Below are 21,257 nucleotides of genomic sequence, written 5' to 3'. Positions count from 1 at the left end.
GGCGTGCCGCCAGCGGCGGCGACGCGGCGGGCGATGTCGTCCAGCTCGTCGGGGACGGCGCCGCCCGACTCGACCACCCACCGCCTGACGGCGTCGGTGGCGCCCTTGCGGACGCGCCGGTTCCCGTCGTCGACGCCGCTCATCCGGCTCTCGGCGGTGAAGGGCACCAGCCCGGCCCCCGCCAGGTCGGTGTCGGGCGAGGCGGGCAGCAGCCGCACGGCGAAGTCCACGACGGACCGGCCCTCCGGGGTGCCGTCGGCCAGGCTGGACCGGTGGGCGGCGGTGGCCAGGTGCTCGGTGTCCACATCCTTCACGGGGATGAACTCCGCCGCCTGGCGGTTGCCCAGGGTGATGGTGCCGGTCTTGTCCAGCAGGAGGGTGGTGACGTCACCGGAGGCCTCGACGGCGCGGCCCGACATGGCGAGCACGTTGCGCCGCACCATGCGGTCCATGCCCGCGATGCCGATGGCCGACAACAGGGCGCCGATCGTCGTGGGGATCAGGCAGACCAGCAGGGCGATCAGCACCATGACGGACTGGGCGGCGCCGGAGTAGACCGCGAACGGCTGGAGGGTGACCACGGCGACCAGGAAAACGGCGGTCAGTCCGGCCAGCAGGATGTTGAGCGCGACCTCGTTGGGGGTCTTCTTCCGCTCGGCTCCCTCGACGAGGGCGATCATGCGGTCGAGGAAGGTCTCCCCCGGTTTGGCGGTGATACGGACCACGATGCGGTCCGACAGCACGGTGGTGCCGCCCGTGACGGCGGAGCGGTCGCCGCCCGACTCACGGATGACGGGGGCGGACTCACCGGTGATCGCCGACTCGTCGACGCTCGCGATGCCCTCGACGACGTCCCCGTCGCCCGGGATGACCTGACCCGCCTCGACCACGCACCTGTCGCCGACCTTGAGGCTGGCGGCGGAGTACTCGTGGACGGAGCCGTCCTCCCGGAGCAGGTTCGCGACGGTCTCGGAGCGCGTCCTGCGCAGGGTGGCGGCCTGGGCCTTGCCCCGGCCCTCGGCCAGGGCCTCCGCGAAGTTGGCGAACAGGACGGTGAACCAGAGGAAGACGGTGAGCAGGGCGGCGAAGGCGTTCTGCCCGGCCGTGTTCCCGACCGCCTCGACGGCGAACAGGACGGTGGTCGCCACGCTGCCGGTCAGCACGACGAACATGACCGGGTTGCGGACCTGGACGCGCGGGTCGAGCTTGAGGACGGAGTCGATCAGGGCGCGGCGCAGGATCGGGCCGTCCGGCATCGACCGCCGGGGCAGCGGGTGACGGTCGCGGCCGCTGTCACCGGCCGCGCGCGGGGCCCGCTCGGCGTGCTCGGCGCGTTCGGGAACGAAGAACGCCGAGGCGGCCTGGTCGGGAGGGACCTGAAGGGGTGTCTTGTCTTTCATCGGGTGTGCGCTCACAGAGAGAGGTGTTCGACGATGGGGCCGAGGGCCAGCGCGGGGAAGAAGGTCAGTCCGGCGACGATCAGGACCACCCCGACGACCAGTCCGCCGAACAGGGGCGTGTGGGTCGGCAGGGTGCCGCTCGTCGCGGGCGCCGCGGGCTTGCGCGCCAGGGACCCGGCGATCGCCAGGACCGGGATGATGAGGAGGAAGCGGCCGACGAGCATCGCGATGCCCATCGTGACCGTGTACCACCAGGTGCTGGAGTCGAGCCCGGCGAAGGCGGAGCCGTTGTTGTTGGACGTCGACGCGTAGCCGTAGAGGATCTCCGACAGGCCGTGCGGACCGGAGTTGCTCAGCGAGGAGAGCGCCCCGTCGTACACGGCGGAGGCGGCGGAGAAGCCGAGCAGGACGGTCGGCATCGCCAGGACGTAGAGCACGACCAGCTTCATCTCGGGAGCCTGGATCTTCTTGCCCAGGTACTCGGGTGTGCGCCCGACCATGAGCCCGGCGATGAAGACGGCCAGGATCGCCATGACGAGCAGGCCGTTGAGGCCCACGCCCACGCCGCCCGGGCTGAGTTCGCCGAACATCATGTGCAGCAGGGCCATGCCGCCACCGAGCGGGGTGAAGCTGTCGTGCATCGAGTTGACCGAGCCGTTGGAGGTGCCGGTCGTGGCCGCGGCCCACAGGCCGGAGGCGGCCGGTCCGAACCGGGACTCCTTGCCCTCCATCCAGCCGCCCGCCTGGTCGGCGGCCACGGTCTGGTCGACGTCCAGGCCGTCCAGGCGCGGGTTGCCCGCCGACTCGGCGCTCATCACGCCGATCGCCATGAAGGCGAAGACGGCGAACATGACGCCGAAGACCGCGCGGCCCTGGCGGCGGTCCCCGACCATGTGGCCGAAGGCGAACGCCATCGCGAACGGGATGATGAGGATCGCCCAGGTCTCGACGAAGTTGCTGACGACCGTGGAGTTCTCGAACGGGTGCGCCGAGTTCATGTCGAAGAACCCGCCGCCGTTGGTGCCCAGCTGCTTGATGGCGATCTGGCTGGCCGCGGGACCGCCGGGGATCGACTGCCGCACGCCCTCCAGCGTGGTCGCGACGGTGTGGCCGTTGAGGTTCTGGACGACCCCCTGGCTGATCAGGAGCAGCGCCAGGAGGAACGACATCGGCAACAGGATCCGGGTGACGCCCCGGGTCAGGTCCACCCAGAAGTTGCCCACGGTGCGCGCCTGACGACGCGCGAGGCCGCGGATGAGCGCGGCCATCACGGCCATGCCCGCGGAGGCCGACACGAAGTTCTGGACGGTGAGCCCGACCATCTGGCTGAAGTGGCTCATGGTGGCCTCGCCGCCGTAGGCCTGCCAGTTGGTGTTGGTCGTGAAGCTGACCGCCACGTTGAAGGCGACGCCCGGGTCGAGCCCCGGCAGCCCGACCGGGTTGAGCGGCAGGACGCCCTGGAGGCGGAGGATCGCGTAGAGCAGGCCGAACGACGCGACGCTGAACGCGAGCAGCGACAGGGCGTAGCGCGTCCAGTGCTGCTCCCTGTCGGGGTCGACGCGGCAGATCCGGTAGACGAACCGTTCAACGGGGAGCAGGACCCGGTCCCCCGGGCTCCTGCGCTCGTCGCCGTACACCTTGGCGATGTACCGGCCGAGCGGCGGTGCGGTGAGGAGCAGTACCGCGACCAGCGCGGCGAACTGCAACCATCCTGCGGCGGACATCAGAACCTCTCCGGGAACAGCAGGGCGGCCAGGAGATAGCCGCCGAGGGGGATGGCGATCACGAGGGCGAGGGCGTTGTCCCAGCTCACTGCCGCGTCACCGCCACGGTGTCGTCCGAAACCTGATCTGTGCTGGTGGGGGTCGTCTCGTTCCGGGTGGAATCCACGAGCCGCTCACAGCCACGTACGTACAGAACGCACAGCGCGAAGAACGCGGCGGCGGTCAGCACGAGCACGAGGTCGGCCATGTCAGCGGGCTCCTTTCTGGACGGTCGTCGGTGCGGGTGTGCACGGGGGGTGCGGCGCGACAGGCGCCGGATCGACTCTGGAAGACCGTGACCAGGACCAACAAGCGCGCCAACGCTCTCTTAGCGGCAGAAGCCGGGAAATTAGCGGCGCGCTAGCAGCGATCTGTCCGAAATGCCCGATCAGCGCCGTAAGAATGGATGTCCGGAGAGGGGGCCGTACCGATGCCACGTGGTCAGTTGCGCATCTACCTGGGCGCCGCGCCCGGCGTGGGCAAGACCTACAGGATGCTGGAGGAGGCGCACCGGCGCCTCGGGCGCGGGACCGACGTCGTCGTCGGGTTCGTCGAGACGCACGGCAGGGCCGCAACGGCGGCCATGGCCGAGGGCCTGGAGGTCGTCCCGTGTCGGACCGTCGCCTACCGGGACGGCGAGTTCGAGGAGATGGACCTGGACGCCGTCCTGGAACGCGCGCCGAGGGTCGTCCTGGTGGACGAGCTCGCCCACACCAACGTGCCCGGCACCGGGCACGTCAAGCGCTGGCAGGACATCCAGACCCTGCTCGACGCGGGGATCACGGTGCTGTCCACGGTGAACATCCAGCACCTGGAGTCGCTCAACGACGTGGTCGCCCGGATCACGGGCGTCACCCAGCGCGAGACCGTCCCGGACTCCTGGGTCCGCCAGGCCGAACAGATCGAGCTGGTCGACATGACCCCCGAGGCGCTGCGCCGGCGGATGGCCCACGGCAACGTCTACGGCGCCGAGAAGATCGACGCGGCCCTCGGCAACTACTTCCGGGTCGGCAACCTCACCGCCCTGCGCGAGCTCGCGCTGCTGTGGCTGGCCGACCGGGTCGACGACGAGCTCGACCGGTACCGGTACGACCACGGCGTCGCCGCCACCTGGGAGGCGCGCGAGCGCGTCGTGGTCGCCCTCACCGGCGGCCCCGAGGGCGAGACCCTCATCCGCAGGGCCGCCCGGATCGCCGCCCGGGGCAAGGGCGCCGATCTCATGGCCGTGCACGTGGCGCGCAGCGACGGCCTGGTCGGCGCCGATCCCGCGCAGCTCGCCCGGCAGCGCGTGCTCATCGAGGACCTGGGCGGCACCTACCACCAGGTGCTGGGCGAGGACGTGCCCGCGGCGCTGATCGAGTTCGCGCGCGCGGTCAACGCCACGCAACTGGTACTCGGCGCCAGCAGGCGCAGCGGGCTGGCCCACATGGTCTCACCCGGGGTCGGGGGCACCACGACCGCGCTGTCCGGGCCGATCGACGTCCATCTGGTCACCCACGAGGAGGTGGGCCGGAGGGTACGGCCGGGGGCGCCCACGGCGGTCTCCCGCCGCCGGCGGCTCGCCGGGTTCGCACTCGCGCTGACCGTGCTGCCCCTGGTGGTGTTCGGCATCGGCCTGCCCCGGGACGAGAGTTCATTCTCCAGCGGCATCCTGCTCGTGCTGGCGACGGTGACCACCACGTCGCTGGTCGGCGGCATGTGGCCCGCCGTGGCGACCGCCCTGGGCGGGTTCCTGCTGCTCAACTTCCTCTACACCGCGCCGTACCGCACGTTCGCCATCGACTCCCCGCAGCACGTGCTCGCCCTGGTCGTGTTCCTGGTGGTGGCCGTGTCGGTCAGCGTCGTCGTCGATCAGGCGGCCCGGCGCACCCGGCAGGCCGCCGAGGCGAGCGCGGAGGCCCAGGCCCTGGCCACCGTGGCGGGCGGTGTCCTTCGGGGCTCGCGCCCCCTGGAGGCGCTGCTCGAACGGCTCCAGGAGACCTTCTCCCTGGCGTCGGTGGCCCTGGTCGAGCGGGTCCCGGACTCGTCCGCGGGCCCGGAACACCGCTCGGACCGGGGTGCGTGGACGGTGGTGGCGTCGGTGGGAGACCCGCCCTGTCGCGCGCCGGGCAACTGGGACGTGGACGTGCCCATCGACGACTCGCTCGCCCTCGTCCTCCAGGGGCGCCGCCCCGCCGCGGGCGACCAGCGCGTCATCGAGGCGTTCGCCGCCCAGGCCGCGCTCGCGCTGCGTCAGAGCCGTCTGGCCGACGAGGCCGCGGCGGCAAGGCCCCTGGCCGAGGCCGACCGTATGCGCACCGCCCTGCTGGCCGCGGTCAGCCACGACCTGCGTGCCCCGCTGGCCTCCGCGAAGGCCTCGGTCACCAGCCTGCGCAGCACGGAGGTGAGCTTCGGCCCGGAGGATCGGGCCGAACTCCTGGCCACGGCCGACGAGTCCCTGGACCTGCTGACCGCCCTGGTCGCCGACCTGCTGGACATGAGCCGCCTCCAGGCCGGGGTGATGGGTGTGACCGCCACCGCACTGCCCCTGAAGGAGAGCGTGTTCCGCGCGCTGGACGAACTGGGGGACGGAGGCCGGAGCGTCCGGGTCGACGTCCCGCCCGAGCTGCCGCTGGTCGCGGCCGACCCCGGCCTGCTCGAACGGGTACTGGTCAACGTGGTCGGCAACGCGCTGCGGTTCAGCCCGCCCGACGCCCCGCCCACGGTCACGGCCGCGGCCTTCGAGGACGGTGTTCGGGTGCGGATCGTCGACCACGGCCCCGGCGTCCCGGAGGAGGAGAAGGAGCGCATGTTCGTCCCCTTCCAGCGGCTGGGCGACACCGAGCACGACGCCGGGCTCGGTCTGGGGCTGGCGCTCTCGCGCGGACTGGTCGAGGCCATGGGCGGCGCGATGGAGCCGGAGACGACCCCGGGCGGCGGCCTGACCATGTGCGTCACCCTCCCGTCGGCGGCCGACGGACGGTAGGGGCCCGCCGTGCGGACCGGGAGGGCGGACCCGCCCGCCGCGTCAGGGGCTCAGGCCGTGACGCCCCCGTCCACCACCAGGTCGTGGCCGACCGCGAAGCCCGCCTCGTCCGAGGCGAGCCAGAGCACGGCCGAGCTGATCTCGTCGAGGTCGCCGATCCGCCCCACGGGGACGGAGGAAGCGAACCGGGCCGCGCGCTGTTCCTCGCTCTCGCCCGGGAGCAGGGACATCGGCGCTTCCACGGGACCGGGGCTGACGGCGTTGATCCGGACGCCGTCGCCGATGTGGTCGAGTGCCGCGGCGCGGGTCAGGTGGCTCAGGGCGGCTTTGGAGGCCCCGTAGGCCGCCATTCCGGCCAGCCGCTGGTGGGCGCCGATGTTGGAGGAGGTGTTGACGATCGCCCCGCCGCCGTGCGCGCGCATGTGGGCGATCTCGTGGCGCATGGCGAGGAACACACCGGTGACGTTGACGTCCAGGACGCGCCGCCACGTGTCCGGGTCCAGGTCGGCGACCGGGGCGGCCTGGCCGAGGATCCCGGCGTTGTTGTGCGCGACGTCGAGCCCGCCGTGGCGCTCCACGACGGTCGCGACCATGCGCTCGACCTCCTCCTCACGCGTGACGTCGGCGCGGATGAGGTCGGCCCGCCCGCCGTCCTTCGTGATCAGCGCGACGGTCTCGGCCAGGTTCGCCTCGGTGGTTCCGGCCACCACCACGGTGGCGCCCTCACCGGCGAAGGCGCGGGCGGTGGCACGGCCGATGCCGCCGCCCCCTCCCACGACGAGGACGGTGCGGTCGGTGAAACGCGCGGTCATGTGGGTCTCCTCGGGTCGGTCCCTCCGACGCGCGCTCTGGCTGGGTCGGAAGGAAGCATTTTTCCAGAATGATCGTTCTTGAATTTGGGCATGAGAACGCCCGGGAAGGGCGCTGTCCGCTCAGCCCAGAGCGGCCAGTGCCTCCCGGGCGGCGTCGCGAATCCTGGCGGGGTCGTCCGCCCCCCGCGCGGCCACGCGCATCCCCTGGAGCAGGACCAGCAGGAACCGCGCCAGCGCGCGGGGGCTTCGGTCCTCGGACAGCTCCCCCTGGGCGCGCGCCCGCGTCAGGGCCGAGGTCAGCGCGGTCTCCACAAGGTTCCAGTTGGCCTCGACCCGGCGCCCGACCACGGGGTCGCACGGGGCCATCTCCACCGCGGAGTTGACCACGAGGCAGCCGTCGCGGTCGGTGACGGCGTCCTCGGCGTAGCGCTCCACGATCGAGCGGACGGCCGGCAGGACCGGCCCGGGCTGGGAGAGCAGGCCGACGAAGTCGACCCCCTCCTCCACGTACCGGTCGTGGGCCCGCACGTACAGCTCGTGCTTGCCGCCGAAGGTCGAGTACAGACTGGCCCTGCTGATGCCCAGGTGCTCGACGAGGTCGGCCATCGAGGTCGCCTCGTACCCCTTGCGCCGGAACAGGTCCACGGCCTTGCGCAGAACGGCGTCCGGATCGAACTCCTTGGTTCTCGCCATGCCCGTGACCCTAACCCTTTCGAGAACGCTCGGTCAAGAAATAAGAGGGGCACTCGTCCCAGCGGCCGCGAGTGCGCGTCGACGCGCGCCCCGTGGTTGCCCTGGAGCGCGCTCCAGGTCCTAGGGTTCGGGGCATGACGACACCGCAGAAGACAATCGGATCCGGGTTCGGCCCGCGCAGCACCGCGAAGGAGGTCCTGGAGGGGATCGACCTCACCGGCCGGACGGCCGTGGTCACCGGCGGCTACTCGGGGATCGGGCTGGAGACGACCCGGGCCCTGGCCGCCGCGGGCGCCCGGGTGGTGGTCCCGGCCCGCAGGCCGGAGTCCGCGGAAAGGGAACTGGCGGGGATCGAGGGCGCCGAGGTCGACACCCTTGATCTGTCCGACCTGGACAGCGTGCGCGCGTTCAGCAAACGCCTCCTGGCCACGGGCCGCACGATCGACGTCCTCGTCAACAACGCCGGGATCATGGCCTGCCCCCGGTGGACGGCGGGGCCCGGCTGGGAGTACCAGTTCGCCACCAACCACCTGGGGCACTTCGCCCTCACCAACCGGCTGTGGCCCGCCCTCGCCGACGGCGGGGCCCGGGTCGTGTCGGTCTCCTCGGCCGGGCACCACAACTCACCGATCCGCTGGGACGACCCGTGGTTCGAGGGCGGATACGACCGCTGGAAGGCCTACGGTCAGGCCAAGACCGCCAACGTGCTCTTCGCCGTCCACCTCGACCGGCTGGGCGAGGCGTCCGGCGTGCGGGCGTTCTCCCTGCACCCGGGAGCGATCCTCACCCCGCTGCAGCGCCACATGGCCAAGGAGGAGATGGTCGCCAACGGGTGGATCGACGAGGACGGCAACCTGGCCGACCCGTCGTTCAAGACCCCGGAGCAGGGCGCGGCCACGCAGGTCTGGGCCGCCACATCGCCTCAGTTGGCGGGGATGGGCGGAGTGTACTGCGAGGACTGTGAGATCGCCGCGCCCGCGGGAACCGACGACACGCGCCCCGGGGTGCGCTCCTACGCCACCGATCCCGGACAGGCCGAACGGCTGTGGGCGTTCTCCGCCGAACTCACGGGGGTGGACGCCTTCGCCTGAGGCCTGTCGGCCCCTCTCGGGGCGCCCCGTCCCGCCCCGACCGGTTTTGCCGGATCCGAAACGAACGCTGGGCTCCCGGTGACCGACCCTGTCGGATGATGAACGAGCGGTATGTGTACCAACGCACTCGTCTGTGACACCCGTGGAGCCGTACCCGGAGTCCGACCTCGGTCCGTCCGGACGGCCGGTTAGGAGCACGCCATGCGGACATCATCCGCCAACGGCTGGCAGTTCTTCGTCGCGACACTCATGATCGTCATCGGTGCGATCAACATCGTGCAGGGCGTGGTCGCGCTCGTGACCCCCGGTTTCTACGCGGTGACGGAGACCGGGATGCTCGTGTGGGAGTACGGGGCCTGGGGCGCGCTCCTCGGCATCTGGGGCGCCGTCCTCGTCATCGCGGGTCTGGCCGTGCTGTCGGGCAGCACCTGGGCCCGGGTGTTCGGCGTCGTGCTCGCCGCGATCAACATCATCGCCCAGCTGGCCTTCCTGGTGGCCATGCCGCTGTGGTCGGTCGTCGCGATCGCCGTCAACGTCCTGGTGATCTACGGCATGACCGCCGGATGGCCCTCAGCGGAGGAGATGGAGCCCGAACGTCAGGAGGCCGCCTACCGCAGCGGCTACCGGGCGGCCCACGAGGCGCCGCGCGGCGCGAAGAGCGCGCAAGGGTCGACCGAGCAGTCCAGCGGACGCGAACAGACGACCGGCTGACCACCGTTCGCCGGATCCCGGCGCCGTTCCACCGGAGCACCGTCCCCGCCCGACCATCCCGGGCGGGGACGTTCCCGTGTCCGGCCCGGTCCGACCGCCCTTCACCCCTCGTAGAGGCGGTCCAGCTCGGCGCGGTGGCGCTCGACCACCACCCTGCGGCGGAGCTTGAGCGTCGGTGTCAGTTCCCCGCTCTCCGGTCCCCACTCCTCCGCCAGCAGTAGGTGGCGCCGGATCCGTTCGGGGCGGCTGAGCCGCGCGTTGGCGGACTCGACCGCGCGCTCCACCTCCGCGACCACGACCGGGTGCTCGGCCAGGGAGCGCACGTCGCCGCCGGTGTCGATCCCGCGCGCCTCGGCCCACACCGGAGCGGTCTCCGGGTCCAGGACGAGCAAGGCGACCAGGTAGGGGCGGCCGTCACCATGGGCGAGTGCCTGCCCGACCAGCGGATGCTCCTTGAGCGCGCTCTCCACCAGGGCGGGCGACACGTTCTTGCCCCCGGAGGTGATGATCAGCTCCTTCTTGCGGTCGGTGATCCACAGGAACCCCTCATCGTCGAGGCGTCCGACGTCGCCGGTGGCGAACCACCCCTCGGTGTCCGTGGCGGACGCCACCGAACCGTCCGCGCCCAGGTAGCCCTGGAAGAGGGAGGGGCCCTGGACGAACACCTCCCCGTCGTCACCGAGCCGGACCCGTGTCCCGGGGATCGGACGTCCGACCGACCCCGTCCGGAAACCGGTGCGCGGGCTGTTCACCGTGGCCACACCGGAGGTCTCGGTCAGCCCCCACGCGTCCATGACGCGCACGCCGAGCCCGGCCCAGAAGCGCAGGACCTCGACGGGCATCGGCGCCGAGGCGCAGGAGGCCCAGGTGACGCGGTCGAGGCCCACCTGGGCGAGGATCGGTTCCAGGACGCGGGCGCGCTCCCGCTCGAAGCGCTCGCCCAGGTCGGCGGGGATCCCTCCGCCGCGTTCGTGGTGAACGGCGTACTCGGTGGCCACGGCCCGTGCGCGGTCCACGGCGGCGCGTCGGTCCTGCGGCAACCGGGCCAGGCCCGCCCGGAGCGCGGAGGCCAACTTCTCCCACACGCGCGGGACCCCGAAGAACTGCGGTGGCCGCACATGCCTGAGGACGTCGGGAAGGACCGCTGGATCCTCGCACATCCACACGTGCGACGCGCGCACCAGCGGCAGGTACAGGCCGAGCATGCGCTCGGCGATGTGGGCGAGCGGCAGGTAACAGATGTGGGCGGCGTGCCGGGGCGCCTCGATGACCGCGTCCAGCGCCACGGCGTTGCTGAGGACGTCGCGGTGGGTCACGGCGACGCCCTTGGGGTCGCCGGTGGTCCCGGAGGTGTACATGACGGTCAGGAGGTGGTCGGGGGTCAGGTCGCGCCAGCGTTCGGCCGCCGCCTCCCCCGGCGCGGCGGCCGCATCCGCCAACCCGGTGTGGCCCCGGTCGGGCTCGGCGCCGTCCACGACGACGAGCCGTTCGAGCGGGACGTCGTCCACGTGGAGGAGGTCCTCCCAGGGTTCGGCGGTGGCGGAGTCGCCGACCACGGCGAGGCGGGCCCGGCTGTGCCGTGCGATGTAGGCGATCTGGCCGGGGGCGGAGGTGGTGTAGACGGTCGTGGTGACGGCTCCGAGGTGGACCAGGGCGAGGTCGCAGAGCCAGTGCTCGGGACGGTTGCCCATCATGAGGAGGGCGTGGTCGCCGGGTCGAACGCCGAGGGCCGCGAGGCGCCCGGCGAGGTCGGCCACCCGGTGGCGGACGCCGGCCCAGGTGAGCGTGGACCACTCGGAGGAGTCAGGGTCCTTCCAGGACAGCGCTGGCAGGTCGGGATGGTCGTCGGCGTTGCGCCGGAGGAGGGAGCAGATCGTGTGGTCGGTGGTGTCACGGTCGACGGAGACATCGGAGGTCATGCCGAACTCCCGGAGTTCGTCCTGACGGGGTCAGGAGGGAACCGACTGCGTCGGTCCACTGTCACACGAACACGCGCCTGCGGGGAGGGGTTCGCGGGAGCGGCCGTGACCGCGGCTCAGCGCCTGCGCGGGTGCAGTCCGCTGGTGATCGCGAGCCGGTTGTAGAGGTTGATCATGGCGATGGCGGTCATCAGCGCGGCCACCTGCTCGTCGGAGAAGTGCCCGGCGACGGCGGTGTAGGTCGCGTCGGACACACCGCCCTCGCCCATGCGGGTCATCTCGTCGGTGAGCGCCAGCACGGCACGTTCGGCGTCGGTGAACAGGTCCCCCGCCTCGTGCCAGGTGGACACCTGGAAGAGGCGCTGCTGGGTCTCGCCCGCGTCCAGCGCCCGCCGGGTGTGCAGGTCGACGCAGAACGCACAGCCGTTGAGGATCGAGGAACGCAGTTTCAGCAGTTCCAGGAGGGTGGTGTCGAGGTGCTCACCGACGACCTTGTCGACCTCGTCGAGTTTGCGGTACGCCTCGGGAAGCTTCTTGGACCAGATCACACGCTTCTCGGCCATGGCGCCCTCCCGTGACGACCGCGATCCCCCGCGCCCGCGCGGGGTGTGTCGGCGTTCACGCTACCAACCGACCGGGCACGGATCCCACCGACCGCCGCCGCCGCGTGTCTGGGGCCGACTGCTACCTTCTGTATTGACCCCGCCACGGAGCACCGTCCGCCGTCGAAGGGAACACATGTCCGGGCGACCGGCCGATCCCCCCGTCCCTGGATCCGGCTCCCGGGCCACCGGACCGGGCGCGCCCCGCGGCGGCGGCGCTCCCGGGGACACGCCGCCCGAACCCGTCGGCCGCCTGGCACGCGCCATCGCGGGCAAGGCCGTGCCGCTGTACCTGTCGATGCTGGCCACGATGGCCGGAAGCATGGTCACCGCAGGTGTTCTCGGCAATGCCGGCACCGCCGCGCTGGCCGCGCACGCGCTGGTCGTCGCCGTCCTCAACCCCGTGCTCATGTTGACGCAGGGCGCCCTGCGCGGGTCGATGCCCTTCGTCGCCGAGCACGAGGACGACCCCGACGCGCTCGCCCCGGTCGTGCGGCACAGCGCTCTGCTGGCCGTGCTCATGGGGTCACTGGGCGGCTCACTCGTCGCGTCGGTGCCGCTGTGGGCCGGACCGCTGGGGGTCGCCGAACCCACGGTGGCGGCTCTGGGGACCTACCCCCCGCTCATGGGCGCGTGGGTGGTACTGGCGGCGGTGAAGTCGTCGATGACCGTACTGCTCATCGGGTTGGGGCGTGGTCGGAGCGTCCTGGCCCTGAGCCTGGTGAGCACGGGGACGGTGGTCGTGCTGACCCCGGCCCTGATCCTCGGCGCCGGGCCCGCTCCGGAGTTGGGGCTGGCCGGGGCGGCGGTGGCGTTGCTCGTCGACGGGGGCCTCACGGTGCTGCTGGCGATGTACGTCGTCCGCCGGCGCACCGTCCTGCGGAGGATCCCGGTCTGGCGCGGCGCGCCCCGGTGGTCCGGTCTCTGGGCGATCGCGCGGGTGGGTCTGCCCACGGGCTCGACCCTGCTCGTCAAGTTCGGGACGATGAGCGTGCTGGCGATGGCGGTGGCCCGGACCACCGCCGCGGACGCGGCCACCCATCAGCTGCTGGTCGTCATCGCCTCATTCGCCTTCCTGCCCGCCGTGGCCGCCGGTCAGGCCTCGATCCCGTTCACCGCCAGGGCCGCGGGGCGGGGCGACCGGGCGGGGGTGCGGCGCTCGGTGGTGGCGGGCTACCTGGTGTCGCTGCCGGTCGTGGCGTTGAGCACCGCGGCGATCTGGGTGGCGTCGGCGCCGGTGGTGGGGCTGCTCACCGCCGACCCGCAGGTACGGGCCGGGGTGGCCACCCTGCTGCCGGTGCTGTTCGTCGTGACGGTGCTCGACGCCGCGCAGTCGCAGCCCGGCATGGGTCTGATGGGGATCCGGAACACGCTGCCGTCCTTGTACTCGTTCGCGGTCTGCTACGGGCTGCTGGCGCTGGCCGCGGTCCCGCTCGCCGGGTTGGGCGGGCTCACCCTGCTGTGGGCCGCGTACGCGGTGGCGACGCTGGGTCTCGTGGTCGGGCAGGGGCTGGCGTTCCGGCGGCTGTCGGCCCGCGTGTGAACGGGTGGCCCGGCCCCGGGAGGCCGGGCCGCGAAGGCGCGTTCGGACGGTCACGGGCACCGGCCTCAGCGGAACGCGGGCGCCGTCCCGGCCCACTCGGTGAGCACCCGGGTGAGGTCGTCCGAGCCGGAGGCTCGGCCGCTCCAGGCGGTGTGACCGTCAGGTCGGACCAGCAGGGCGTCGGCGCCGTGCGGCAGCGCTCCCTCGGCCCGCACCGCGTGGACCCGCTCTCCCCAGGGCTCGGCGGCGGTGGCGGCGGCGCCGTTCGGCGAGGTGTCGACCAGGGTGAAGCGCACCGCGTCCATCAGCGCGAACAGCCGCGTGGGCGCCCCGTCGACCCGCAGCTCCAGGTCGGGTACCCGTTCCCCCGCACCCGTCGAGCCGACCAGGGTGTCGGGCAGGTCGTAGGAGAACCCGATGCCGGACATCATGCCCAACACGGCGCGGGACACGCGCTCGTTGGCGACCAGCCGGGGCACCACGTAGGGACGCAGGGCGCGGACCGGACCGGAGGCGACGACCATGCGGGTGACCGTGTCGGTCAGACGCAGGGTCGCGCGGCCGACGGGGTGGCGTTCGGCCTCGTAGGAGTCGAGGAGCCAGGAGGGCGCCCAGCCCCGCTCGACCGCCGCCAGCTTCCACCCCAGGTTGGCGGCGTCCTGGAGTCCGGTGTTCATGCCCATTCCGCCGATCGGCGAGTGGACGTGCGCGGCGTCGCCGGCGAGCAGGACGCGGCCGACGCGGTAGTGCTTGGCTTGGCGGCGCTCGCTGAGGAAGCGGGTGGACCAACGCATGTCGGCGGCCCGGACCCGGCCCCGGGTGAGGCGGTGGAGGGAGGCGTTCAGCTCCCCCTCGGTCACGGGCTCGGTGAGGGGCGCCTCCTCACGGGTGCGGTCCCACACCACGGCGCGGAACCAGCCGTCTCCGAAGGGCGGCAGCAGAGCGAAGCCGTCGGCGGCGATGAACGGGTTGACCGCGTTGGGCAGGTCGTTGTCCAGGCGGACGTCGGCGATCATGATGTGCGTCTGGTATCTGCGGCCGGTGAAGGGGACGCCGATGAGGCCGCGGACGGCGCTGTGGGCGCCGTCGGTGCCCACGACGTGGTCGGCCCGCTCGGTGTGCTCGCCCTCGGCGGTGCGGACGGTGAGGGTGACGCCGTCCCCGTCCTGGGTGAGACCGATGACCTCGGCGCCCCGGACGATGGGAACGCCCAACCGCTCGACCCTGCGCCGCAGCAGGATCTCCGTCCGGGCCTGCTGGACCATGAGGACGTAGGGGTAGCGGCTGTCGAGGCGGCTGATGTCGACGGAGAAGCCGCGCGTGCCGAAGCTCGCGCGCAGCTCGGGGACGGTGAAGCCCTGCTCCACGAGTTCGTCGGCGATACCGCGGACCTCCAGCAGTTCCAGGGAGCGGGCGTGAACGGCGAAGGCCCGGGTCAGGTTGGACTCCTCGGCCCGGCGCTCCAGGATCGTGACGTCCACCCCGGCCTCGGCCAGGTCTCCGGCGAGCATGAGTCCGGTGGGGCCGGACCCGACGACGATGACGCTCATGACGTGCTCCTTCGGGGTGTGGTGCCGCTCGAGCAACATCCGGTACTCTTAGTTCCGGTATCTTCAGTACCGATACTATGAGTACCGGAATCAAAGTCAAGACCCCGAAGGTGGACATCATGAGTGGAGGTCGCGGAGGCCGCCGCCCCGACCCGGCCGTGGACGCGTCGATCCTCGACGCCGCGGCGGAACTACTGGTCGAGCGCGGTTTCGACCTGACCTTCGACGACGTGGCCGCACGCGCCGGCGTCGGCCGTACGAGTGTCTTTCGCCGCTACGCCACCAAGCGGGACCTCGTGGTGGCCGCGGCGGAGAGCATCACGATCGACCGCGTGGAGGTGCCCGACACCGGCTCCCTGGACACCGACCTGTCCGCCGCGGTGACGACGGCCTACACCCTCTTCTCCCAGCCGCGGCTGCAGGCCATGGCCCGACACGCGCTCGCGGCGACCCTCCTGGACCAGGAGGGCGGGGCGGTCCTGCGCACGATTCTCGCGCGGCGACTGGACATGGTGACCGGGCTGCTCGACCGCGCCGTCGCGCGCGGCGACCTCGCCCACGCCGGGAACGCCCCGCTGGTCGCCGACCTGCTGTCGGGGGTGATCATGGCCCGGCTGGCCTCGGGCGCGCCGCTGCCCCGGGGCGAGGACGCCGAACGCGTCGCCCGCGCCCTGGCGGTGGCCGCCCGTTAGGACTCCGCGCGCACGCGCTCGAAGAGGGGGGTGAGGCCGTCGAGGAAGGCGGACAGCGCCAGCTCGAAGCTGGCCTCGTCGATCTCCGCGGCGTGGTCGGGCAGCCGGTGCGCCTGGGACAGGTTCGGATAGCGGTCGCGGTACACCCGCACGTCGTCGTCGAACCCACGCGCGAAGGACTGGGTGGCGGCACCCACCACGAGGTACTTGGTCGAGGCCCCGATCATCGTGGCGTAGCGCGGCGGCCAGCCCGCGCGCACGAGACCGCCGTGGACCGCGTTCGCCCGGCTCAGCGCGTCCTCCCGGCGTCCGGGGCCGGCGGCGATCACCGGCACCAGGTTGGGGTGCGCGGAGAGGGCGGCATGGTAGGAGCGGGCCCAGGCGGCGACACCCCCGCGCCAGTCCTCCTTCTCGAAACCGGAGACGTCGACCCGGGAGGTCACCTCGTCGGCCACCTCACCGAGCAGCTCCTCCTTGGTGCGGTAGTGGCTGTACAGGGACGCCGCCTGCACGTCCAGCTCCTGGGCGAGCTTGCGCATGGACAGGCCGTCCAGGCCCTCCCTGTCGATCAGCTCCAGGGCGGCCGCACGGATGGCCTGCCTGCTCAGGATCGGCGTCTTGGGTCGGGCCACGGACTGCTCCCCTTCTCGGTTCTCGCGGCGGACGGTCCGGCCACCTCGGCCCGATCATCGCACGTCCGGATGGCATCCGTGACCGCCCGACCCCTTGCACACCGGGTGGGGGAGGTCGTACTCTCACATAACCGAACGCCGTTAGGTTATTGGGAGCAGGCCGTGATCGACTTCTCGTTGAGTGAAGAACAGCGCGCCGTCCGCGACTGGGTGCGGACCTTCGTGGAGCGCGAACTCATCCCCCTGGAGAACGAGGTGTTGCGGCGCGAACGCGCGGGCCACACCCCGGGACTCACCGCCGAGGAACGCGACGGACTGCGCGCGCTCGCCCGCAAGTCCGACTTCTGGGGAGTGGAGACCCCGGTCGAGTACGGCGGGATGGGCCTCGACCCGATCACGGCCGCGATCATCGAGATCGAACTGGGCCGGTCCTTCGTCTCGTTCCGGTTCGGCGGCGAGGCCGACAACATCCTCTACCACGCCAACGACCAGCAGAAGGAGCGCTACCTCCTGCCCACGATCGAGGGCGAGCGCAAGTCCTGCTTCGCCATCACCGAGCCGGGCGCCGGATCGGACGCCAAGGCGATCCGCACCCGGGCCGTCCGAGACGGCGACACGTGGGTGATCAACGGCGAGAAGACCTTCATCACCGGCGGCCACGAGGCCGACTTCGCGATGGTCTTCGCCGTCACCGACCCCGACAAGGGCGCGAACGGCGGTGTGACCTGCTTCCTGGTCGACCGCGACATGGGCTGGACATCCGAGCCCATCGACACCATGGGCGAGCGTCGCCCCGCCGCCCTGGTCCTGCAGGACGTGCGCGTGCCGCACGAGAACATCCTCGGCGAGGAGGGGCGCGGCTTCGCGCTGGCCATGCAGTGGATCGGCAAGGGCCGCTACCTGCTGCCCGCCCGCGCCCTGGGCGGGTGCGAGCGGCTGCTCGGCATGGCCATCGAGTACGCCAAGACCCGGGAGACCTTCGGCGCGCCGATCGCCGACAGACAGGCGATCCAGTGGATGATCGCCGACTCCCAGACGGAGATCGAGGCGCTGCGTCTGCTGGTCCTGCACGCCGCCTGGCAGGTCTCGGTCGGTCGCGACTCCCGGCACGCCCAGTCCATCGCCAAGCTGTTCGGCGGGGTCAAGGCCAACGAGATCGTCGACCGCGTCATGCAGATCCACGGCGGCATGGGCTACNGCGCGACCTGCCGATCGAACGCTGGTACCGCGACCTGCGGCTGCTGCGGATCTTCGAGGGAACCGACGAGATCCAGCGCCGCACGATCGCCCGCGACCTGCTCAAGGGCCATGTAACCGTGGGCGCGACCCTGAGCTAGGAGCGGGAACGGGACGGGGCCCGGACCGCGCCTTCCGCGCGCGGTCCGGGCCCCTCCTGCGTGTCCGGTGCCACGCGGCACCGGACACCCGGGGCCTACTTGACGCCGACCAGGTCGACGACGAAGATCAGCGTCTCGTTCGGCTTGATGGGGCCCACGCCGCTCTCGCCGTAGGCCAGGTGCGGCGGGATGACCAGCTTGCGGCGGCCGCCCACGCGCATGCCCAGCACACCCTGCTCCCAACCGGGGATGACCCGGCCGGCGCCGAGCTTGAAGCCCAGCGTCTGGCCGCGGTTCCAGCTGGCGTCGAACTCCTCGCCCGTGGAGTGGGCGACACCGACGTAGTGGACGTCGACGTTGCTGCCGTGACCGGCCTGCTCGCCCTCACCGATCGTGATGTCGGTGATCTCCAGGTCCGCGGGCGGCGGGCCGTCGGGCATGTCGATCTCCGGACGCTCAAGCGCCATGGTGGTACCCCTCGTGTCTCATCGGCGTGATGCGGAAAGGGCCCAGGGTATCGGCGCGAACGGGTACTCCGTGGCGAACTGCCCGGTCGGGGGTCAGTACACCTGGTCACCCACGGTGGCCGCGACGACGTGGCCGTGCCCCTCCACCTTGATCGGGCCGTTGTCGGCCCGCACGAACACCGACTCGCCGCGGTGGAGGGTGATACCGCGCCCGACCTCGGCGACCAGCTCGACCTCGCCTCGCAGCGCCAGCACCACGGTCGGTCCCTCTCCGGGCAGGTGGGCGGCCACGCGGCCGGGGCCGATCTCGTGGAGGGCGAACTCGGGGGCGGCCGGTCGGAACTCGCGGCGGCCGTCCATGAGGGCGGGGCGGGCGTAGGGGATCGGCAGGACCGAGAAGTCCACCACGTCCAACAGCTCGGGGGCGTCCACGTGCTTGCACGTCAGCCCGGCCCGCAGCACGTTGTCGGAGCTGGCCATGACCTCCACGGCCGTACCCCGCAGGTAGGCGTGCATGTTCCCGGCGGGCAGGAAGAGCGCCTGTCCGGGCCAGAGGGTGACCCGGTTGAGCAGCAGGGCGGCCACCGCCCCGGGGTCGCCCGGGTAGCGGTCGGCCAACTCGGTGATGACCCGCGCGTGCGCGCCGCGGCCGCCGGAGGCCGACCACTCGGCGACGAACTCGCCGATCAGCCGCTCCCGGCCCGCCGCGGACAGCGTGAGCAGGCGGGTGAGGGCGGAGCGCAGGGCGTCGTGGGTGTCGGGGGCGGCGAGGTCGTCGCGCAGCAGTCGGGCCAGAGCGCAGTCCAGTCCCTCCAGGTCGGCGCGGGCGGCGGCGGGTTCGCGGAAGCCGCACAGTGCCTCGAAGGGTTCCAGGGCCAGGAGGAGCTCGGGTTTGTGGTGGGGGTCGCGGTAGTTGCGGTGCGGCGCGTCGACGGGGATGCCCGCGCGCTCCTCGGCGTCGAAGCCCGACCGCGCGCGCTCGGCGTCCGGGTGCACCTGGAGGGACAGGGGCGCCTCGGCGGCCAGGAACTTCAGGAGGAAGGGCAGGCGGGCGCCGAAGCGTTCCGTGGTCCTGCGCCCGAGCACGCGGTGGGGGTCGTCGGCGATGAGGCGGGGCAGGGGCCTGGGGCCTTCGTCACAGTGCGCGGTACTGGGTGCGCCGTGGTGGGCGCCCAACCACAGTTCGGCCTGGGGTGTGCCGTCCGGCTCGGTGCCCAGGAGCCGCGGAATCGCGGTTCGCGCACCCCAGGCGTACGGCCGTACCTGGTTGGTGAGCCTGTGCATCGGCTCCCCGCCTTCCCGTCTGCGTGTTCTCACCCCGTGGACGCTCCGGCGAGGCGGGACCAGTCTCGCGAAGCACGGCGGCCGGGTCGACCTGGCGTGCCCCACTCACTGAGGTAGTGCACACTTCACCTCGCCAGGTGGGCGGGCACCCGACGACCGCGGGGCCCGGTTGCGGCTACGAAGTTACTGGCAAGTAAACCACGATCGGGGTCGTGTGAACAGCACCACACGGTCACCTCCCCCACACCCTTTCGGCACGGCCGCGCCGCACGGCCGGGACGGGCCGGGAGTCGCTCCGTGTCGGTGATCCTTCCCGGACCGTGGCACCGGACACACGCCCTCGCTCCGGCTCAGCGGGGGCGGCGCACCCTGTCGGAGGCCTCGACCAGGCGGTCGAACATCTGCTGGCGCAGCGCCGGGTCGGGCTGGGGCAGCCCGGCGATCGCGGCCATGTACAGGCCGTCGCCCGCGCGCAGGATGATCTCGGCCAGCACCGGGTCGGTGAGCTCCTCGTGCAGGAGTTCGCCCCACCGCGTGAAGAGGTTCTGGACCAGACCGACGGCCTCCTCGGACAGATCCTCCTGGCCGCGCAGCGCGGCGATGACGGCCCAGTAGAGCTCGCGCTCCTCCGGACTCTGCGGGAGCGAGGTGCGCAGGAACACGCGGACCACGCCCTCGCCGCCCTCACGGGCCTCGCGGAACTCCTCCTCGGCGAGCGCGCTGAGGCGGTCGATCAGACCCGTGAGCAGGGCGGCCTTGGAGGGGAAGTGGTACAGCAGACCGCCCTTGGAGACCGATGCCGCACGCGCGACCGCCTCCAGGGTCACTGCGGTGTAGCCCTCGTTGATGAGGATGTCCTGGAGGGCGTCGAGGATGCGGTCACGGGTGTTCGATGCGTTCACGATTGACACTGTACCGGCTGGACGGTACTGTACCGTCTGGACGGTTCAAGAATCCCGGAGTGTGTCTCCGGTCGATCACCCTCCCCCGCCGATCCGGAACCCCTGTTCCCGTCCGGCGGCACCGCGCCTCCGATCCGTGCGGCGCGCCACTATCGAGACGTAACGAGGAAAGATGAGTTTCGGCAAGGCCGGCCGCGGCCTGATCCCCACGCTCGGCCCCCGAGGGGCCGCCCCCGCGCTCGCGGGTCCGCGTGAGTGGGCCGCGCTCGCCGTTCTGGTCCTGCCCGTCGTCCTGATCTCCGTCGACATGACCGTGCTCGGGTTCGCGGTTCCCCAGCTGAGCGAGGAGCTGCGGCCCAGCGCGGGCCAGCTGCTGTGGATCATCGACATCTACGGCTTCATCCTGGCCGGACTGCTGATCACCATGGGGTCCCTGGGCGACCGCGTCGGCCGCCGCCGACTGCTGATGGTCGGCTCCGCGGCCTTCGGCGGCGCGTCCCTGCTGGCCGCGTTCGCGCCCACCCCCGAGGTGCTCGTCGTGGCCCGTGCCCTGCTGGGCGTGGCGGGCGCGTCGCTGATGCCCTCGACCCTGTCCCTGCTGCGCAACACCTTCCTCGACGCCCGCCAACGGCTGCTGGCCATCGCCATCTGGGCGTCGGGCTTCTCCGCCGGAGCCGCGCTCGGCCCGATCCTGGGCGGATGGCTGCTGGAGCACTTCTCCTGGGGTTCGGTCTTCCTGATCAACCTGCCGGTGATGGCGCTGATCCTGGTGTTCGTCCCGCTCCTGGTCCGCGAGTCGCGCGATCCGCGACCGGGACGGATGGACCTGCCCAGCGTGGTGCTGTCGATGGCGACGATGCTGCCCGCCGTGTACGGGATCAAGAAGCTCGCCAC

General features: G+C 72.0%; 19 protein-coding genes and 1 pseudogene. 7 read left to right on the top strand and 13 right to left on the bottom strand.

The window, feature by feature from the left end; all coding sequences use genetic code 11:
- The 4 genes from kdpB to D471_RS41650 all read right to left on the bottom strand — a co-directional run.
- On the bottom strand, positions 1 to 1,400 hold a 1,400-nt coding region (gene kdpB, locus D471_RS33315; RefSeq protein ID WP_017597937.1), incomplete at its 3' end, for a potassium-transporting ATPase subunit KdpB.
- An 11-nt stretch (positions 1,401 to 1,411) separates the two neighbouring features.
- Positions 1,412 to 3,124: a potassium-transporting ATPase subunit KdpA gene (gene kdpA, locus D471_RS0106860; protein WP_017597936.1), complete on the bottom strand. Its 1,713-nt coding sequence runs from the start codon at positions 3,122 to 3,124 to the stop codon at positions 1,412 to 1,414.
- Positions 3,124 to 3,213, bottom strand: a complete 90-nt coding sequence (gene kdpF / locus D471_RS38245) for a K(+)-transporting ATPase subunit F (RefSeq protein ID WP_017597935.1) — start codon at positions 3,211 to 3,213, stop codon at positions 3,124 to 3,126. The genes kdpA and kdpF overlap by 1 nt, the downstream gene beginning before the upstream one ends.
- Entirely contained in the window at positions 3,210 to 3,371 is a 162-nt protein-coding gene (locus D471_RS41650) for a hypothetical protein (protein ID WP_017597934.1), read from the bottom strand. The genes kdpF and D471_RS41650 overlap by 4 nt, the downstream gene beginning before the upstream one ends.
- A 222-nt stretch (positions 3,372 to 3,593) precedes the next feature.
- Here D471_RS41650 and D471_RS0106845 point away from each other — a divergent pair, with 222 nt between their 5' ends.
- The gene (locus D471_RS0106845) at positions 3,594 to 6,128 is read left to right on the top strand and encodes a sensor histidine kinase (protein WP_040688655.1); all 2,535 of its coding nucleotides are present in this window, start codon (positions 3,594 to 3,596) and stop codon (positions 6,126 to 6,128) included.
- Between the two features lie 50 nt (positions 6,129 to 6,178).
- Here D471_RS0106845 and D471_RS0106840 read toward each other — a convergent pair whose 3' ends face one another.
- A complete protein-coding gene (locus tag D471_RS0106840; RefSeq protein ID WP_017597932.1) occupies positions 6,179 to 6,940 on the bottom strand; it encodes an SDR family NAD(P)-dependent oxidoreductase in 762 nt (253 codons plus the stop codon).
- 120 nt (positions 6,941 to 7,060) lie between these two features.
- On the bottom strand, positions 7,061 to 7,633 hold the full coding sequence (locus D471_RS0106835; protein WP_017597931.1) for a TetR/AcrR family transcriptional regulator: 573 nt from the start codon (positions 7,631 to 7,633) through the stop codon (positions 7,061 to 7,063).
- Between the two features lie 134 nt (positions 7,634 to 7,767).
- On the opposite strand from D471_RS0106835, the gene D471_RS0106830 reads away from it, so the two are divergent.
- Together D471_RS0106830 and D471_RS0106825 are read left to right on the top strand one after the other, a co-directional pair.
- Entirely contained in the window at positions 7,768 to 8,724 is a 957-nt protein-coding gene (locus tag D471_RS0106830; protein WP_017597930.1) for an SDR family NAD(P)-dependent oxidoreductase, read from the top strand.
- A 201-nt stretch (positions 8,725 to 8,925) separates the two neighbouring features.
- Positions 8,926 to 9,435, top strand: a complete 510-nt coding sequence (locus D471_RS0106825) for a DUF7144 family membrane protein (protein WP_017597929.1) — start codon at positions 8,926 to 8,928, stop codon at positions 9,433 to 9,435.
- 101 nt (positions 9,436 to 9,536) lie between these two features.
- On the opposite strand, the gene D471_RS0106820 is transcribed toward D471_RS0106825, so the two are convergent.
- Together D471_RS0106820 and D471_RS0106815 are read right to left on the bottom strand one after the other, a co-directional pair.
- Positions 9,537 to 11,354 (bottom strand): AMP-dependent synthetase/ligase, encoded by a 1,818-nt coding sequence (locus D471_RS0106820; protein ID WP_017597928.1) that lies wholly within the window; start codon positions 11,352 to 11,354, stop codon positions 9,537 to 9,539.
- Between the two features lie 116 nt (positions 11,355 to 11,470).
- Positions 11,471 to 11,917, bottom strand: coding sequence for a carboxymuconolactone decarboxylase family protein (locus D471_RS0106815; protein WP_017597927.1), 447 nt, complete (start codon positions 11,915 to 11,917; stop codon positions 11,471 to 11,473).
- A 175-nt stretch (positions 11,918 to 12,092) separates the two neighbouring features.
- Between D471_RS0106815 and D471_RS0106810 the strand changes: the two genes are divergently transcribed.
- Entirely contained in the window at positions 12,093 to 13,499 is a 1,407-nt protein-coding gene (locus D471_RS0106810) for an MATE family efflux transporter (RefSeq protein WP_017597926.1), read from the top strand.
- A gap of 65 nt (positions 13,500 to 13,564) precedes the next feature.
- On the opposite strand, the gene D471_RS0106805 is transcribed toward D471_RS0106810, so the two are convergent.
- Positions 13,565 to 15,049, bottom strand: a complete 1,485-nt coding sequence (locus D471_RS0106805) for an FAD-dependent monooxygenase (RefSeq protein ID WP_040688658.1) — start codon at positions 15,047 to 15,049, stop codon at positions 13,565 to 13,567.
- A gap of 119 nt (positions 15,050 to 15,168) precedes the next feature.
- On the opposite strand from D471_RS0106805, the gene D471_RS0106800 reads away from it, so the two are divergent.
- Positions 15,169 to 15,741 carry a TetR/AcrR family transcriptional regulator gene (locus tag D471_RS0106800; RefSeq protein WP_026127485.1) on the top strand — a complete coding sequence of 191 codons (573 nt, stop codon included), beginning with the start codon at positions 15,169 to 15,171 and terminating at the stop codon, positions 15,739 to 15,741.
- On the opposite strand, the gene D471_RS0106795 is transcribed toward D471_RS0106800, so the two are convergent.
- Positions 15,738 to 16,373: a TetR/AcrR family transcriptional regulator gene (locus D471_RS0106795; RefSeq protein WP_017597923.1), complete on the bottom strand. Its 636-nt coding sequence runs from the start codon at positions 16,371 to 16,373 to the stop codon at positions 15,738 to 15,740. The two genes, D471_RS0106800 and D471_RS0106795, sit on opposite strands and share 4 nt — an antisense overlap.
- Positions 16,374 to 16,535: 162 nt before the next feature.
- Between D471_RS0106795 and D471_RS33305 the strand changes: the two are divergent.
- Positions 16,536 to 17,710 (top strand): annotated as a pseudogene (locus D471_RS33305) (acyl-CoA dehydrogenase family protein).
- Between the two features lie 95 nt (positions 17,711 to 17,805).
- On the opposite strand, the gene D471_RS0106785 reads toward D471_RS33305, so the two are convergent.
- From D471_RS0106785 to D471_RS0106775, 3 genes are all read right to left on the bottom strand, one after another.
- Positions 17,806 to 18,177, bottom strand: a complete 372-nt coding sequence (locus D471_RS0106785) for an FKBP-type peptidyl-prolyl cis-trans isomerase (RefSeq protein WP_017597922.1) — start codon at positions 18,175 to 18,177, stop codon at positions 17,806 to 17,808.
- A gap of 93 nt (positions 18,178 to 18,270) precedes the next feature.
- Positions 18,271 to 19,461, bottom strand: a complete 1,191-nt coding sequence (gene manA, locus D471_RS0106780; protein WP_017597921.1) for a mannose-6-phosphate isomerase, class I — start codon at positions 19,459 to 19,461, stop codon at positions 18,271 to 18,273.
- Between the two features lie 350 nt (positions 19,462 to 19,811).
- Positions 19,812 to 20,363, bottom strand: a complete 552-nt coding sequence (locus tag D471_RS0106775; protein ID WP_017597920.1) for a TetR/AcrR family transcriptional regulator — start codon at positions 20,361 to 20,363, stop codon at positions 19,812 to 19,814.
- 172 nt (positions 20,364 to 20,535) lie between these two features.
- On the opposite strand from D471_RS0106775, the gene D471_RS0106770 reads away from it, so the two are divergent.
- Positions 20,536 to 21,257, top strand: a 722-nt coding sequence (locus tag D471_RS0106770) for an MFS transporter (RefSeq protein WP_017597919.1), incomplete at its 3' end; no start/stop codon positions are given.

Source organism: Nocardiopsis lucentensis DSM 44048 (assembly GCF_000341125.1).
In the GTDB taxonomy this organism is placed as follows: domain Bacteria; phylum Actinomycetota; class Actinomycetes; order Streptosporangiales; family Streptosporangiaceae; genus Nocardiopsis; species Nocardiopsis lucentensis.
This window is presented reverse-complemented; position numbering and strand designations above follow the sequence as displayed.